Here is a 17,047-nt window from a genome sequence, read left to right on the forward strand (position 1 = left end):
TGCTCCGCGCGCCCCTGCAGCGTCGATCAGAAGTCCATCAGGTTGTCGCGGAAGAGCTTGTGCGCGTAGCCGTCGCGGATCAAGCGCCGCTTGCGAAGCTCGGGTGCGAGCCCGTCGGTGATCTCGCTGATGTACCGACGATGCACGCTTCCGGCGATGAGAAAGCCGTCACCGCCGACTTCTGCTGCGATGTCGCCCATCTGTTCGGCGACGGAATCGGCCGTTCCGATGAGGTCCACGGACTTGCGGATGTCGGAGCTCGCCGCTTCACGCAACGTCATACCGGTGGTGTTGGCACCGATCAGCGCCATGCTTCCGCGACCCGCGTTGGTCTCGACTGTGGGAAACGGTGCGTCGAGGTCGAACTTGGAGAAGTCGATGCCGCTCGCGTAGGACATGGATGCGAGGTTGACGTCGATGTCGTTGCGGAACGCCGCCAGTGTGCGTTCGTGCTTGTCCTGTGCCTCGGCCTGGGTTTCGCCGAGTACCGGATTGACGATGAACATGATCTTGCAGGAGTCGGGATCACGTCCTTCCAGCACCATGCGGTCACGGACGTCGTCGCGATACGTCTTCATCGCCTCGACGCTTTCGACCTGAGCGAGAATGGTTTCGGCGTGTTTGGCGGCGAATCCGCGGCCCGCAGGGGAGCCGCCTGCCTGGCACAACACCGGACGGCCCTGTGGTGTCGGCGTGGTGTTGAGCGGCCCTCTCGACGAGTGATAGGTGCCCTTGAAATCGATCGAGTGCACTTTCTCGAAATCCGCGAATACTCCTGCCTCGCGGTCGAGTCGAACCGAGTCCGGCTCCCACGATGCCCACAGTTGCTTGACCAGATCGATCCATTCGTCGGCCATCTCGTAGCGATGGTCGTGCTCGAACATCTCCTCGTACCCGAAGTTCTGTGCGGTGCGCACATTGTGCGAGGTCACCAGGTTGATGCCGGCTCGACCGTGGCTGAGATGATCGAGTGTCGCTGCGGTCCGCGCCGCCATGTACGGGGGATGGAACGACGTCGTCATGGTCCCGATGAGGCCGAGGTGCTCGGTGAACTGACTGAGAACGGGAAGAAGGGAGTGCGGATCCTGCTTCGGTACCGAGCGCGCGTTGGCCAACCACCACTTGGCATTTCCGCCGAAGGAGTCGGGCACGAACGACCCGTCCTCGAACATGATGTAGTCGAAGCCTGCGCGTTCGAGCGCCCGTGTCATGTCGATGTAGAGCTCGGGGTGATTCCATTCGGTACCGCCCTCACCCGACCACATCTGGTTCCACGACTGCACCTGCCAGCTCAGAAACCAACCCAAGTGGAACATCTTGTCTTCTTTCTACGAAGGGGACGATCAGAATGCGCGGAGGTTGTCGCGGAAGTGCTTGTGCTCGTAGGCGGTACGAGTCAATCCGCGGCGCTTGAGTGCAGGCGCAAGCCCGTCGGTGATCTCGGCGACGTATCGTCGGTTCATCGGTGCACCGGCGATGAGGAAGCCGTCGCCGCCGACTTCCTGCATGACGCCGTCCATCATGTCCGCGACATCGTCGGGCGTGCCGACGAATTCCAGGGTGTCGATGGCGCTGTGACTCGTGATGCGCTCGCGCAGAGTCTGAGTGCCGTCGCCCTTGAACTCCGCGAAACTGCTTCGGTGACCGTTGCTTTCGAGATCGGCGGGCAACGGCGCATCGAGATCGAACTGCGACAGGTCGATGCCGGACAGGTGCGAGCGTCCCGCGAGCAGTCCGTCGATGTTGCGAGATGCTGCGTCCTGCCTGCGCTTCTGCTTGGCTTTCGCTTCCGCCGTCGTCTCGCCGAGAATGGGGGAGATCAGGTACATGACCTTGACGTCGTCGGGGTTGCGGCCTGCCTCGACGGCACCCTGGCGGATGTCCTCGCGGTAGCGCCGCATCTTGTCGGTTCCGTGCGGGTTGGAGATGATCGCGTCGGCATGCTTGGCAGCGAACTCCTTGCCCTTGTCCGAGCCGCCTGCTTGCAGGAAGACGGGTCGACGCTGTGGGCTCGGCACGGTGTTGAGCGGCCCGCGCGATTTGTAGAACTTGCCTTCGAAGTCGATCCGATTCACTTTCTCGTGGTCGGCATAGATACCGCCGGGCGCGGTGTCGGCGACGACAGCACCCTCCTGCCACGAATCCCACAGCTTGCATGTGAGTTCGACGAACTCGTCCGCCATGTCGTAACGCAGATCGTGCTCGGGCATGTCGAACCCGTAGTTCTGGGCGGCACGAGTGTTGCTGCCGGTCACGATGTTCCACCCGATCCGGCCCTCGGCGATGTGATCGAGCGTCGACATCAGGCGGGCGACGGTGTACGGGTGGTAGAACGTCGTGGTCAGCGTAGGAACGATCCCGAGGTGCTTGGTCGTGTACGACAGGATCGCAGCCAGGGCGGCCGGATCGTGTTTCGGCGCAGCGGAAGCCGTCGCCAAGTAGTACTCCATCGACCCCTTGTAAGTGTCGGAGACCTGAACCGAATCCTCCATGATGAGGAAGTCGAAGCACGCGCGCTCGAGCGAGTGCGCCAGGTCCACGTACTGGTCGGGCATCATCCAGTCGGTCGAGCCGGTACCGGACCACGGCTGGTTCCAGGATTGGACGCCGAAGCCGGCGCCCAGAAACCAGCCCAGGTGAAACTTGTTGGCAGTCATGATTTCTCCAGTGTTTCGAAGAGGTGAGTGAGTCAGAATTCAAGGAGGTGGTCGCGAAGGTGGTCACCGGTGTACTCGGTGCGCATCAATCCGCGTCGCTGCAGTGCTGGCACGAGGCCGTCGGCGATCTCGCCGATGTACCGGCGGTTGTGAGGCTGGCTCCAGATCAGGAATCCGTCGCCGCCCACCTCGTCCATCGCCTCGCCCATCTGCTCGGCGACCTCGTCCGGGGTGCCCACCAATTCCATCGATTCGGTCCGGTAGGCGACGCATGCTTCGCGCAGTGTGCGACCGTCGGCCCACCTGCGAAAGTTCTCGAGAGTCGACTGGTGTCCGTTGGTGTGCACGTCGTCCGGCAAAGGCTTGTCGAGGTCGAACGTGGAGAAATCGATTTCCATGCTGGCCGACCACCCGATGAGCGGTCCCATCGGATTCGCCCGCACCGCTTCGGCTTTGCGCTCCTTGCGGGCGAGGGCATCCTCGTGCGTCTCTCCCAGGATCGGTGAGACCACGTACATGACCTTGGCGGAATCCGGATCTCGTCCGTGCTCGACCATGCGCCTGCGGATATCGGCGCGGTATTCCTTCATGGCCGGAATGCCCTTCGGCAGAGCCATGATCATGTCGGCATGCTTGGCGGCGAAATCGCGCCCGGCTGGTGAGCCGCCTGCCTGTGTGATCACCGGGCGTCCCTGTGGAGACGGAAGTGTGTTCAACGGTCCACGGGACGAGTAGTACTTGCCCTGGAAGTCGATGGTGTGGACCTTGGTGTGATCGACGTACGTCGACGTCGCGGGATCCATCACGACGGCATCGGAATCCCATGAATCCCACAGCTTCTCGACGAGATCGACGTACTCGTCGGCGCGAGCGTAGCGCTCGTCGTGCGAGGGCAGTGCGTCCATGCCGAAGTTCTGTGCGGCGCGGTCCTCGCTCGAGGTGACCACGTTCCACGCGATTCGACCCGAGGACAGATGATCGAGCGAGGAGACCGAGCGCGCGAGCATGTACGGCGGGTAGAAGGACGTCGATGCGGTGATCGAGATACCCAGGTGCTCGGTTGCCCGCGTCAGCAGGGGAGCGAGTGCCATCGGATCACCCTTGGGTGCCCACCCTCCGGTCTTCAGTGTGGCTTCCGAGCTGCCGCCGTAGGTGTCGGACACCATCGACGAGTCCTCGAGTAGCAGGAAATCGAAGCACGCTCGTTCGAGGGTTCGTGCAAAGTCGACGTAGAAGTCTCCGTTCAGCCAGTCACCGCTGTCCGTTCCTTCGAAAGTCGTGTTCCAGGCGGCCGGTACGAAGCTGCCGAACCAACCTAGATGAAATCTCTTGTCTGTCATAGTCCGTTCGTTCCTAACCGGTGTCACTCAACGCTGGTGTTCGGTCAACTACAGCGGGCGGATGTTTCGGGAGGTCTCGTGTTTCGTAGCGGCCTGATTTCGCCGAGAACTTCGGGCGTTGCCGCACGCAGTTCGGTCGGAGCCTCGGTTATGACCACCGACCGAACCGCGTGCACGCAGTGGAGCTACTGCTCGAACGTCAGATTCGAGTAATCGATGCGGAAGTCGGTGCGCTGGACGAAGCCGTCGATACCCGCCTCCAGTGCGACCGAGGGCCGTACACGCGCGATGAAGATGTAGGGAGCCTGCTCGGTCATTCGTAGTTCGGCTGCGTTCCAGAACTCGCCTGCCTCCGGGCTGAGTGCGTCGCCCGCGTTCAGTCCCTGGTCGACCAGACCGAGGAACTCGGGGTCGTTCCACAGTGCTGTGTTCGAGCCGCCGCCGGGCTGGGTGAGAAGCTGCAGCGAGTACGGCGGTGTCATGGTGACCGACGCACCGATGCTCAGGCTCGCCTGGATCTTGCCCTCCAGCTGCTCTGCATTGAGCTGTGCCGCAGGTATTTCCGAGATCGTGACGTCGATGCCTGCCTCGGCTGCATAGGATTGGATCTGAATCGCGGTGTCCTGGGCGGCGGGAAGCTGGTTGTTGACACTGAGCGTGAACGAGAAACCGTCGGGCATGCCTGCGTCGGCGAGCATCTGCTTTGCGCGTGCCGGGTCACCCTCGAACTGCGGAAGATCCGAGCCATCCCAGTTCGGCGCTTTGTCGTCGAGAACGTGGTTGTACTTGTACGCGCGGTCGAAGAAGACGTCGGACATGATGCGGTCGTACGGAATTGCGTATGCCATCGCCTGGCGGACACGGACATCGTCGAACGGCGCTGTCGTGGTGTTCATCGCGTACAGCAGGTACTGGTTCGACGTGGTCGTCGGTACCGTGACGGCGTCGTTCTCCTCCAGAGTCGCCTGATCGGACGAGCGAAGAGCCAGAGCGACATCTGCGTCACCGCGGGTCACCATGTTCGCGCGGGTCGCCGGGTCGGCAACGACTCGACGGATCATGCGCTTGACGTCGGGCTCGCCGAGCACGAACTCGGGATTCGCCTTCATGATGATTTCCTGGCCGGGAGTGACCGACTCCAACATGTATGCGCCGTAACCGAAGTTGCCGCGCATCATGTCCGCTGCGCCCCACTGGACCGCATACGGGTCGTCGGGAGTGGAGTTCTCGATGAGGTAGTTGCTGTCGTAGATGGAGCCGATGTTCTCGGCGAGGTTCGCGAGCAGCGTCAGACCGTAGCCGGCCTTCTCCACGGTGAAGCTGACGGTGTAGTCGTCGACCTTCTGGATCTGAGTCGCAGGATCGACGATCATCGGTTTGAAGTAACCGGCCATGCCGCCACCCGGTGTGGCGAACTTGCGCTCGAAAGACCACAGCACGTCGTCGGCGTCGAGTTCGTTGCCCTGCTGGCTCAGAACGCCCTCGCGAAGATTGAACGTGTAGACCAGCTGATCTTCGCTGACGTCGTAACTGTCGGCCAGGTACGGCTCGAAGTTGTAGTAGTCCTGCACGAGCGCATCCGAACCGTCTTCCTGGACGTACGGCTTCCGGATCAGCTGTGCGTGCATGTTGTTGGTGACGTCCTGGTTGTCCGTACCTGCCGTGTAGCCGTAATCACGAACGACGTTCGACGCCTGGTCGGGGGTCACGACGACGATTTCACCGGTGCTTGCCGCGTCACCACCCGCCGATCCGCCGTCGGAACATGCACTGAGGGCGAGTGCGCCCACGAGAAACGGAACACTCCATCTGAAAGCTCTGAAACGTTGGGAAGTCGGCACTTCGGGTGTTCTCCTTGGTTTGTGCGCGGATGATCGCCGGTCGTCGTGAGTGACGACCGTGAGTCGGCTGTACGAGGTGGGGAAGTCGGGCTCTGCGAGAAGGACGACGCTGTCCAAAACGCATCAGTGGGAGCGGCGTGCATCCTTGGTGAGGTGGCGGCCGATGACTGCGACCGATGCGACCGTCAGGCACAACGCGAAAGCGGGAGCTCCTGCTGCCCATAGCTTTCCGATTGCCGCGTCGCCGGCGCCACGGGTGATCATCGAGCCCCACTCCGGCGTGGGCGGTGGCAGCCCGACACCGAGGAAGCCGAGCGCGGCCGTCAGAACGATCGTGAGTCCGAAGATCACCGAGGCGTTCTCGAGCGCGGGAACGGACGAGTTCGGCAATACGTGGCGTGCCACGAGTTGGGTCTCACTGAGTCCGGCCTGGCGAGCTGCGTCCAGATAGGCGTCCCCGCGTACTCGCAGGACTTCGGTTCGGACGAGTCGCGCCTGGATCGGTGCCAGAATGACCGACAGCGTGAAGATCATCGTGACGGACGACGTGCCGAAGAACGACACCACGACGAGTGCGACGATCACGGTCGGGACGGCTTCGAGCAGATCGAGGAATCGTGCGGCGCCTCGAGCGAGGAATCCTCCGAATCCTCGTCCGGACTCGTTCATTCCGATCGTGAGACCGACGAGTATGCCGACCATGGTCGCTGCAATCGTGACAGCGAGTGCGATGGTGACGTCGATGCGAGCGCCTGCGATCGTGCGGGAGAACACGTCGAGCCCCGTGGAGTCGGTACCCAGCAGGAATTCCGAACTCGGTGACTGCGATGGGGCCCCGACCACTTTTGTCGGGTCGAACGGAACGACCCACGGTCCGATCAGAGCGACGAGAAGTACGAGCGCGACCGGTACGAACAGAAGTATCGTCTTGCCCGAGACCCTTCGTCGCCCTGCAGCGCGTGCTGGAGCTGCGACGCTTGCCATCTAGGAACCACCTCCCTGCCGACCCGGCTTACGTCGCGGGTCGAGCAACATGTTGATCAGGTCTACGCAGAGGAACACGATCAATGAGATTGCTGCGACCACGAGCAGGAATCCCTGTAGAGCGATGAGATCCGTTGCCGCAACGGCCTCGACGGCGTACGTGCCCATACCGCCGAGCCCGAAGAGCGTCTCGAGAATGACCGCGCCGCCGAGGAGAGAACCGAACACCATGCCGAACAGCGACACGGCCGGCGGCAGAGCTCGGCGATAAGCGCTGGCGTACACGTACTTTCGGGCTGATCCGGTCGCGATCTTGAACATCGTCGGACCTGCACCGAGGCTCGAATCCAGTGCGGTCAGAAGCTGTTTCAACAGAATCGGCGTTACCGATACCACGAGCACAGCGATGGGGAGTAGTAGATGCGAGGCCATCGACGAGACGACGACGGTATCGCCGCGCAGGATCGCGTCGAGCAATGGCAGCGAGGTGATCGGCTCGGGTTCGGTCAATCCCGGTCGCACACGGCCCGAGGGTGCAGGCACGACCTGGAGCGTCGCGTAGAAGAGGAAGATTCCGACGACGCCGACGACGAACTCGGGTACAGCGCCCGCGGCCTGTGCGTAACCGCGGACTGCACGTGCGGGCAGCGACCCCGGCCAGGCTACGACAACCGCAGACAGCAACAGCGTGGCGGCGACGAGGAACGTGAAGGCGATGCCCGCGAGTTCCAGAGTGCCGGGCAGCCGGTCCGCTATGTCGGTGGTGACCGGCCTGCCGGTCATGATGGCGTTGCCGAGATCGAACCGCAGCAGGTTGCCCAGGTAGTCCATCAACTGCGTCCAGAGGCTGCCGTCGAGGCCGAGCTCGGCTTTGGTGGCCAAGTAGTCGGCTTCCGTGGCCTCGGGTCCGACGACTTCGCGGGCTGGGTCACCTGGGATGGCCCGGACCAAGAAGAATGCGGCCACCGCGAACACCAGCAGATGCAGTGGCAGTACCGCGACGCGACCCAGCCACCAGCGTTGACGAGCGAGGAAGCTATGGATTCCGGTCATCGGGCGGCCGCCACAGCCAGCTGCTCGACTTCTTCGAGTCCTCGGTAGGCGTCGAGAAGTTGTTCGGTGTAAGGATCCTGCGGTCGTTCGACCACGTCGTCGGTCGAGCCCTGCTCGACGATGACGCCGCCTCTCATGACTACGATGTCGCGGGCGATGAACGCGGTGGCGGGCAACCCGTGCGAGACAAATACCAAACCGCAGTCTTCCGAGGCGCAGTATTGCTTCAGCATGTTCAAGATGGCGCCTTGAACCGAGACATCGAGCGCCGAAACCACCTCGTCGCACAGCAGAATTCTGGGCTTCACCACGAGAGCCCGCGCGATCGAAAAGCGTTGGCGCTGACCGCCTGACACTTCGGTCGGGTATCGGTCGGCCATCGAAGGATCGAGCTCCAGTGACGTGAGAGTCTCGTCTACTCGACCGTCTGCGGCGGCTGCGTCCATACCCAGCAGTCGCATTGCCGGCAAACGAACCGCATCGCGGAGAGTACGCCTCGGATCGAACGACGAAGTCGTATCCTGTGCGACATATTGCACGCGAGAACGGAATTCGCGGCGACCACCTCGTGTCGAGAGCACACCCGAGAGCTCGGCGCCGTTGTAGCTGACCGAGCCCGACGTGGGGTCGAGCAAACCACACATCATTCGTACGAGAGTCGACTTGCCGGAGCCGGATTCACCTACGATGCCGATTGCGGACGCGGACGTGACCTTCATACTGATGTCGTTCACGGCGGCCTTACCGGACCCGCGGCGATGAAAACGCTTGTCGAGGTGTTCGACGTCGATCTCGGCGTAAGCACCCCGTACCTTGCTACTCATCACGATCCTCCAACCCGTTCGTCCCCAGCAGGACTACTGGTTGATCGCAGAGCTTTCTGGACACGCGTTACTGAAAGCCACCCAGGGCGTAACTGAAGCATTACGCCGGGTTAATTGCCTGGTCAGAGCCCCACAATCGAAATAAACGCCGGAGTGATTCAAGTCACGGTGGCGTTATCCGGCGAGAAGCCACCCTCGAGCAGCGGTAGTGCCGGCGTAATTGCTGGTTTACGCAGGGGTCTCACTCGTTAACGCGAGCCCATCAGGCTGAGGCACGCAGCCGACCAATGCCGTCAGGTACTCCGAGAGGACATCGATGTACGTATTCAGCTCTGTCGTTCGCGTGAAAGGTGCTTGCGCATGATGCATCTCGGGTGGTTCTTCACCACCGGATTCGGTGTGTACGGCTGGAATCAACCGTGGTCGGGAAACGTAGCATCCGACGTCGGTCGACCTGACTTGTTCATCGACGCGGCGCGGTCCCTCGAGCGTGCAGGGTTCGACTACATCATGCTGGAGGACTCGTCGGTGTTGTCCGATGTGTACCGCGGAACGTTCGAGAGTTCGGTTCGTCGCGGCACGACCGTCCGGTTCGATCCGATGCCGCTGGTACCTCTGATGGCTCAGGCAACCGACCGCATAGGCATCATCGCGACGGTAGCCACGACCTTTTACCCGCCGTTCCTCGCAGCTCGACTCATGGCGACGCTGGATCACGTCACCAAGGGCAGGGTCGGAATCAACCTGGTCACGGCGAGCGCGGACGGTGCGGCGCAGAACTACGGCCTGCCGAAGCAGATAGAACACGGCCTCCGCTACGAGATGGCGGACGAGTGGGTCGACGTGGTGTCGAAGCTCTGGGATTCGTGGGACGAGGATGCGCTGGTCCTCGATCCAGAGACCGGCGTCTTCGCCGACCACGAGAAGATCCACAAGGTTGGCTTCGAGGGCAAGTACTACGCTTCGCGCGGACCCCTCAACGTTCCCCGTGGACCGCAGGGACGACCGGTCATCTGCCAGGCGGGAGGGTCACCTGCGGGGCGGGCATTCGGTGCGAAACATGCCGACACGATCATCGCGAACGTCCGTGGGCTCGACGCGATGCGTGAGTATCGCGAGGACATCAGCCGTCGTCTCGTGGACTATGGCCGCAAGCCGGACGATGTGAAAGTTCTGTTCCTGGTCAGCCCGATCATGGCCGATACCGACGAGGAAGCGCTGGTGAAGCGCGATCGGATGCGTGAGGTGCAGAAGAACAACATCGACGGGGTCCTAGCCGCGATGTCGTATCTGAGCAGCACCGACTTCTCGCAGTTCGATATCGATGCTCCGGTTCCCGACCTCACGCAGTACAACGGGCACAAGAGCACACTCGAAGACATGGCCAAATCGGGCAAGACACTTCGAGAAATCATCGCGAACTACCCGACGGTCGAGTCGATGGAACTGGTGGGGACGGCGGAGACCGTGGCGGGCACGATGGAGGAGGCGATGGATTACGTCGGTGGCGACGGCTTTCTGATCGCGTCACCTGTGACGCGCAAGGCCATTGCCGAGATCAGCGACGGGTTGGCCCCCGCTCTGCGTCGGCGAGGAGCCATCCGTGACGGGTACTCCAAGTCGACGTTCCGGGAGAATCTGGCCGACTTCTGAGAATGCCCTTCGCGTATGTGCACGGAAATGCATAGCGGGCTATGCATTTCCGCACACGTGGGAACCGTTCAGGCCCGCTTGGCCAGTGTGACGTGCGCCAGGTCGTCGTCGAGAGGGCTCTCTTCGGCGCGGATGTCGGTGACTGCGGCGAAACCGTCGTCGGCGGGGGTGGGGAGGCCGCGCTCGGTGAGCCACGCGTCGTCGAAGAGTTTGTGAAGATAGCCGCGCCCGGAGTCGATGAGCAAGGACACCACGGTGTGTTCGGGGCCGAGCTCGCGCCCCAGTTCGACGGTGGCGGCAGCGACCGTTCCCGACGAGATGCCGACGAGCAGCCCTTCCGTACGAGCGAGTGCGCGGGCAGAGCGGAAACTGGTCACGTCGTCGACGCGAATGATTCGGTCGACGATGTCCTGGTCGTAGGTGGTCGGCCAGTCGCCGTCCGGCATGGCGCGCCCGGCGCCCTCGACGTAGTACGGAGTGACCTCACCCGAGTACGCGGAACCGATCGGATCTGCGCCGATGATCTGTACCCTCCCGTCGGAAACTTCCTTGAGGTACCGACCAGTTCCGCTGATGGTGCCGCCGGTTCCGATGTTCGCGACGAAGTGTGTGATGCGGCCTTCGGTCTGCTCCCAGATCTCCGGGCCTGTGCCGTGGTAATGCGCCGCCGGGTTGGCCGGATTGTCGTATTGCGCCGACGACCACGCGTTCGGAATCTCGTCGACCAGGCGGGTCACGATGGTGCGCACGTTCCTCGGGTGCCCGATCGGGAAAGTCGCACTCGTCAGGACGATTTCGGCGCCGAAGGCTCGGAGTACCGAGATCTTCTCCGGCGACACCTTGTCGGATACGACGAGAATGGTTCGATATCCCTTGGCTGCCGCGATCATCGCGAGTCCAGCACCGGTATTGCCCGACGTTCCGTCGATGATGACCGAATCGGGCGTCAACTCACCGTCGCGCTCGGCCTGCTCGATCATCGACGACGCAATCCGGTCCTTGGCCGATCCTCCGGGATTGACGAACTCGACCTTGCCGAACACCTGTGCTGTGGTGGCAGAGCCGAGGTTGCGCAGATGCACCAACGGGGTGTTGCCGATGACGCCCTGAATCGAGGGCACAGGTGTCGAGACTCGTCTCGTTTCGGCAACCGTCGATAGATCCGTCATTTGCTTACGCCCTTTCGTAGCCCCAGCCGCGACATCTCAGCGGGAGATCCGCGTAGGGGACATGCACACCCGTCGCGTATGAACGTAGTCGCGCTCGGTGGTGTTGTATCCGGTTAAAATCCGCGCGATTCTGAGTGTTGGTGTCTGTGCACCCGGCAGGACACACTGAGCGGGTGACCCGAATCGGCGAGACATCTGCGCGCGAATCAGTGCGCTTCTGTGATTGTCGCTGACCACACGTACTCAGCCAGTTCTCCTTGGGGAGAACAGGTATTCGTTCATTGAACTCGATGTGTCCACCGTCCATCGACATTTCATTTCACGAAAGGCCACATGTCACACGAACTTGCGCGGCGGCGCTTTCTGGGCTCGATCGCCGCGTTGCTGGGATCCGGCCTACTGGCGGCATGCGGCGAATCGCAGGTGCCTCGGGTGTCGGCCAGTGGATCGGCGGTGCCACGAACCGGAGGCGAGTTCACCTACCTCAACGAGAAACTGATCGACGGATACCAGCAACAGAGCACCGGATCCTGGCACGTCGCGCAGGTCTGGAATCAGTTGGTGGAGCGGTTGTTCTATTACGATGCGGGTGGCAATTTCGTGCCGCATCTCGCGACGGCATACACCGAGAACGACGACAGGACCGAATTGGGACTGACCATCCGTCGGGGCGTGACCTTCTCCAACGGTGAACGGCTCGATGCAGCAGCCGTTGCCGAGAACCTGAACTTCCTCGGCAGAGGGGACAAGGAACGCGGCCTGCCGCGCTCGGCGTATTTCCCGACGGCATACGACGAGGCCGTTGCAGTGGACGACTATCAGGTTCGAGTCCGGCTGACCGAACCGTTCGGCGACTTCATCCAGAAGCTCGGTGCATGGACGACCGTGGGAATCCTTGCGCCGGAGACCATTCGAGCCGGTCTCGACCAACAGTCCGATCTCCTGAAGATCTACGGCTCAGGTCCTTTCGTAGTGGAGTCCTGGCTGCCGAGCAAGGAAGTTGTGCTTCGGCGGCGGGAGGACTACGCATGGCCTCGCGGTGATGCGACGCACGCCGGGCCTGCGCGGCTCGAGCGCATCACCGTTCAACAGGTCATCGAACCGTCGCTTCGCGCCGGGTCGTTGCAAGCGGGCCAGGTGGACCTCATCCATTACGTGCAGCCCACCGAAGAACCGTTCGTCGCACAGGATTTCGAGCTGATCGCGCCCAGCTTCTTCGGGAGCGTCTGGGGACTTCAGCTTCGCCTCACGGCACCGCACCTCGACGATGTGCGTGTGCGCAAAGCGCTGACCCACGGCATCGATCGCGCCGATATCCTGACCACCAACTATCCGAGTGGCGCCTGGAAGGAGGCGAAGTCGACGTTCAACGACGTCGTACCCGGCACGCTCGACCTTCGTGATCGCTTCGCCTATGACCCCGACCTCGCGAACAGCTTGCTCGACGACGCAGGCTGGACCGAACGAGACGGCGACGGCTACCGCGTGAAAGACGGTGAACAGCTGAGCTTTCTGATCTACCCCTCCGTCTACATCACGACGTCGGAAGCGGACCTGCAGTTGATCGCGCAACATTGGCGTCGCATCGGTGTGAGACTCGAGATCAAGGGCACCGACTTCTCCAATTACAACTCGGTGACGGCCCAGCCCAGTGTTCCGCTGTACGAGAATCATTGGCTCGCAGGTAGTCAGACCGAGATGTGGAGGTGGTGGCACAGCTCGCAGGCGAATCAGTTCAAGAGCCCAGGCCCCGAACTCGACGCGTTGTTGGACACGCTCACTCAGGCGAAGTCGACCGAGACACGCATCGAGGCATCGAAAGCAGTGCAGGAATACGTGATCGACAATGCCTACTACATCCCGGTCCACGAGTTCATCCAGACTTGGGGTGCGTCGAATCGGCTGAAAGGCCTTCTCGTCGACGGCCTCGGACTGATCAGCTTCTACGACGCGTGGTTGGGCGACGACGCGGACGAGGACCAGTGATGGCAGGATCTCCGAACACTCGCTACGCGCTCTCCCGAATAGGACAGGCGCTGATCACGATTCTGATCGTGTACGTTCTCGTCTTCGTCATCGTGACGCTGCTACCCGGCGATCCGGTGTCCGGCCGTCTCAGTAATCCGGAGTACGGCTATTCGCAGTCCGAGATCGACGAGATGCTCGTGTACTTCAAGCTGGATCAGCCTGCTTGGCAACAATTGTCGATCTCTCTCGAACGACTGCTGCACGGTGACCTCGGGTTGTCGTACGCGTCGAACATTCCGGTCACGACACTGTTGTGGTCAGGCGTACCGTCGACACTTCAATTGGCGGGAACCGCCTTCGTTTTCGCGGTGATCCTCGCAGCAGCGATCGCAGTCGGAGCATTCTTTCTACCTGGCCGGTTCGGGGGCGGTGTGCTGCGAGCCTTTCCATCACTGTTCCTGTCGCTGCCCAATTTCCTGATCGGGCTCGTGGTCATCAACGTGTTCTCTTTCCAACTGGGATGGTTCGTGCTGAGCGATTTCCGGAGCGCCGACGCACTGATCTATCCCGCAGTGACCTTGGCGATCCCGGCCTCTGCACTTATCGCGCAGGTGTTCATCTCTGCTCTCGATACCGCACGCGCAGAACAGTATTCGACGGTGGCGATCTCCAAGGGCATCAGTCGAGTCGGTCTGTTGACGCGTCATCTGCTGCCCAACGCGGCGCTGCCGACCCTCACGATCACGGCGATCATCGTCGGTGACCTGCTCGGCGGCTCGATCATCACCGAGGCGATCTTCGGTCGAACGGGAGTCGGAACCGTAGTCGAGAAGGCTGTCAGCGAACAGGATGTTCCCGTGTTGCAGGCCGCCGTCGTCCTGGCCGCCGCACTGTTCCTGATCATCAACCTGGTCGTCGACTTGGTGTACCCGGTGATGGATCCGAGGCTGCGCGGTGGTCGGGCGGTTACCTCGGTTCAGTACACGAAACAACGAGAGGCGTAGCAATGGTCGCTGTCCATGCGACGCCGCTGGCACGACTGAGGCCTGCGGCAACGAACATCGGGAACGTCTACACACTGCTCGCGATCGTGGTGGTCGCCGTCATCGCGGCCTGGGCGCTGACTCCCGGTCTGTTCACCGATCAGGACCCGTACATGGGTGTCACGGCGAACAAATTCCAGTCGCCCTCTGCTGCACACCTTTTCGGTACCGACCAGCTCGGCCGCGACATCCTGGCACGGGTCGTTCACGGCACACGGTCTGCAGTGCTCACCGCGTTGGTTGCCGTCGTCATCGGACTCGTTGCGGGAAGCCTGGTCGGACTGGTGGCCGGCTTCTTCGGACGGGCTGCCGACGCCGTCCTGGGGCGTCTGATCGATGCACTGCTCGCGATCCCCGGATTCCTGCTCGCGGTCATCGTCGTGGTGTCCCTCGGTTTCGCGAGTGTCAATGCGGCTATCGCAGTCGGTATCTCGTCGATCGCGGTGTTCGCTCGGTTGATCAGATCCGAGACATTGAGGGTGAAGAATCGCGCGTTCGTCGAATCCTCACGTCTGATCGGTGGTGGCCGATTCGTCGTTCTGTTCGAACACGTTCTTCCGAACGTCTACCGCTCTGTGTTGGCCCTCGCGGTGTTGCAGTTCGGTCTCGCCATCATCAACATCTCGGCTCTCGCCTTTCTCGGGTACGGAAATCCGCCGCCGAGTCCGGATTGGGGACTGCTGGTCGCCGAGGGCAAGGACTTCTTCTATCGCTATCCGTGGCTGGTGTACGGACCGGGTGCGGTGATGGTTCTGTCCGTCCTCGCGCTGAATCAACTGAGCAAGTCGATCGGTAGGGACAAGTGATATGACTGCTGTTTCCGAAATTACCCGAGCACCGGGCAGCGACGAAGCCACTCCGCTTCTGTCCGTGCGTGATCTGTCGGTGTCCTACAGCGGAGACCTGGCTTCGCCCACGGTGTCCGACGTGTCGTTCGACGTACATGCCGGCACCACCGTTGCTATCGTCGGTGAGTCGGGTTCGGGCAAGTCGACGGTCGTGAACGCGGTTCTCAACCTGCTCGACGATCGCGTGGCCGTGGGTGGTAGCGCACATTTCGGCGGTCGCGACGTACTGCGTGTGCGCGAGCGAGAGTTTCGACGCATCCGCGGCCGCCGGATCGGGTTCGTACCACAGGATCCGACGGCGTCGCTCGATCCGGTTCGCAGAATCGATCGACAGATATTCGAAGCATTTCGAACATCGAGACTGCCGGAGTACTCCAAGTCCGGCGACCATCATGCCCAGGCCGTCGAACTTCTCGATGCGGTCGGGATCGTCGACCCCGAACGTGCGCTGCACTCGTACCCACATCAGCTGTCCGGTGGGCAGCTGCAGCGAGTACTGATCGGAATTGCCATCTCACAGCGGCCCGATCTGATCATCGCCGACGAACCGACGTCGGCACTCGATGTCACGATCCAGAAGACCATTCTCGACCTGATCGATCGCCTGAAGGCGGAACACGGGTTGTCGGTTCTACTGATCACACACGACCTTTCGTTGGCGGCCGAGCGTTCGGATACGGTCGTCGTTCTCAACGGAGGGCGCGTCGAGGAGTCCGGAGTTTCGGTCGAGGTGCTGCGTGATCCGCACTCGGAGTACGCCCGTGCATTGATCGCAGACATTCCGAGCATCGAACCCGATCGGTTCGCCGAAGCGAAGTCGCGACGACCGCAATCGGCCGCGAGTCCTGCCCTCGTGGTCGCCGACGTGCACAAGACCTTCTCGAACGGGCGACATCGGACGGAGGCGCTGAAAGGCGTGTCGTTCGAGATTCCAGAGGGACGGACCCACGCCCTCGTCGGTGAATCCGGATCGGGAAAATCGACGCTCGCACGGATCGTGCTGAGGCTGGAGGAGCCTGATACCGGCCACGTTCTGGTTGCCGGACAGGATATTTCGCATCTCGGTCAGCGTGAGATCCGGGCGGCTCGACGCAATCTCCAACTGGTGTACCAGAATCCGTTCCACTCGCTCGACCCCACGTACTCGGTGGGTCGTTTGGTGTCCGAGCCTCTGGTGCGCTACAAGGTCGGTACCCGAGCGGAGCGACGCCAACGAGTAATCCGAGTACTCGACCTCGTCGGTCTCGACCAGAGCTACCTATCCCGCGGAATAGCCGAACTGTCCGGCGGCCAACGCCAACGCGTCGCCATTGCACGAGCATTGAGTCTGAGCCCGAAGGTACTGGTGCTGGACGAGCCGACCTCCGCGCTCGACGTCACCGTGCAGGCGCAGATTCTCGAAGTCTTGGTGGACCTCCAGGTGAAGCTCGGAGTCAGCTACCTGTTCATCTCGCACGACCTGAGCGTCGTCCGGCAATTGGCCGACACGGTTACTGTACTGCGTCACGGTGTCGTACAGGAGCAGGGCGAGACTGCGACCGTGTTCACCGATCCGCAGACCGACTACACGGCACGGCTGGTCGAGTCCATTCCGAATCCAGCCGTACACAGAACTTTTCACTCCAGCCTGAGTGAAAAAGACAGCGCGTGACCTTTCCGGCCCGCGC

General features: G+C 62.0%; 13 protein-coding genes. 5 read left to right on the plus strand and 8 right to left on the minus strand.

The window, feature by feature from the left end; genetic code table 11:
* Positions 1-26 precede the first annotated feature (26 nt).
* The 7 genes from CHB96_RS10170 to CHB96_RS10200 form a co-directional block, all read right to left on the minus strand.
* Entirely contained in the window at positions 27-1,316 is a 1,290-nt protein-coding gene (locus CHB96_RS10170; protein WP_089245698.1) for an NtaA/DmoA family FMN-dependent monooxygenase, read from the minus strand.
* 27 nt (positions 1,317-1,343) lie between these two features.
* Positions 1,344-2,657: an NtaA/DmoA family FMN-dependent monooxygenase gene (locus tag CHB96_RS10175; protein WP_089245700.1), complete on the minus strand. Its 1,314-nt coding sequence runs from the start codon at positions 2,655-2,657 to the stop codon at positions 1,344-1,346.
* A 32-nt stretch (positions 2,658-2,689) separates the two neighbouring features.
* Positions 2,690-3,997, minus strand: a complete 1,308-nt coding sequence (locus tag CHB96_RS10180) for an NtaA/DmoA family FMN-dependent monooxygenase (RefSeq protein ID WP_089245702.1) — start codon at positions 3,995-3,997, stop codon at positions 2,690-2,692.
* 185 nt (positions 3,998-4,182) lie between these two features.
* Entirely contained in the window at positions 4,183-5,787 is a 1,605-nt protein-coding gene (locus tag CHB96_RS10185; RefSeq protein WP_089245706.1) for an ABC transporter substrate-binding protein, read from the minus strand.
* 174 nt (positions 5,788-5,961) lie between these two features.
* The gene (locus tag CHB96_RS10190) at positions 5,962-6,822 is read right to left on the minus strand and encodes an ABC transporter permease (RefSeq protein WP_089245708.1); all 861 of its coding nucleotides are present in this window, start codon (positions 6,820-6,822) and stop codon (positions 5,962-5,964) included.
* A complete protein-coding gene (locus CHB96_RS10195; protein WP_089245710.1) occupies positions 6,823-7,875 on the minus strand; it encodes an ABC transporter permease in 1,053 nt (350 codons plus the stop codon).
* Positions 7,872-8,699, minus strand: coding sequence for an ABC transporter ATP-binding protein (locus tag CHB96_RS10200; protein WP_089245712.1), 828 nt, complete (start codon positions 8,697-8,699; stop codon positions 7,872-7,874). Before CHB96_RS10200 ends, CHB96_RS10195 begins: the two co-directional genes overlap by 4 nt.
* Before the next feature lie 360 nt (positions 8,700-9,059).
* Here CHB96_RS10200 and CHB96_RS10205 point away from each other — a divergent pair, with 360 nt between their 5' ends.
* Complete coding sequence (locus CHB96_RS10205) at positions 9,060-10,352, plus strand: NtaA/DmoA family FMN-dependent monooxygenase (protein WP_089245714.1); 1,293 nt, start codon at positions 9,060-9,062, stop codon at positions 10,350-10,352.
* 68 nt (positions 10,353-10,420) lie between these two features.
* On the opposite strand, the gene CHB96_RS10210 is transcribed toward CHB96_RS10205, so the two are convergent.
* On the minus strand, positions 10,421-11,521 hold the full coding sequence (locus CHB96_RS10210) for a PLP-dependent cysteine synthase family protein (RefSeq protein WP_089245716.1): 1,101 nt from the start codon (positions 11,519-11,521) through the stop codon (positions 10,421-10,423).
* Positions 11,522-11,854: 333 nt separating this feature from the next.
* On the opposite strand from CHB96_RS10210, the gene CHB96_RS10215 reads away from it, so the two are divergent.
* Genes CHB96_RS10215 through CHB96_RS10230 form a run of 4 tightly spaced genes read left to right on the plus strand, consistent with a single transcriptional unit; the run spans position 11,855 to position 17,031 of the window.
* Entirely contained in the window at positions 11,855-13,507 is a 1,653-nt protein-coding gene (locus CHB96_RS10215; protein WP_089245718.1) for an ABC transporter substrate-binding protein, read from the plus strand.
* Positions 13,507-14,493: an ABC transporter permease gene (locus tag CHB96_RS10220; protein WP_089245720.1), complete on the plus strand. Its 987-nt coding sequence runs from the start codon at positions 13,507-13,509 to the stop codon at positions 14,491-14,493. The genes CHB96_RS10215 and CHB96_RS10220 overlap by 1 nt, the downstream gene beginning before the upstream one ends.
* A 2-nt stretch (positions 14,494-14,495) precedes the next feature.
* Positions 14,496-15,338 carry an ABC transporter permease gene (locus tag CHB96_RS10225; RefSeq protein WP_089245722.1) on the plus strand — a complete coding sequence of 281 codons (843 nt, stop codon included), beginning with the start codon at positions 14,496-14,498 and terminating at the stop codon, positions 15,336-15,338.
* A gap of 1 nt (position 15,339) precedes the next feature.
* Complete coding sequence (locus CHB96_RS10230) at positions 15,340-17,031, plus strand: dipeptide ABC transporter ATP-binding protein (RefSeq protein WP_089245724.1); 1,692 nt, start codon at positions 15,340-15,342, stop codon at positions 17,029-17,031.
* Positions 17,032-17,047: the final 16 nt, after the last annotated feature.

Source organism: Rhodococcoides kyotonense (assembly GCF_900188125.1).
In the GTDB taxonomy this organism is placed as follows: domain Bacteria; phylum Actinomycetota; class Actinomycetes; order Mycobacteriales; family Mycobacteriaceae; genus Rhodococcoides; species Rhodococcoides kyotonense.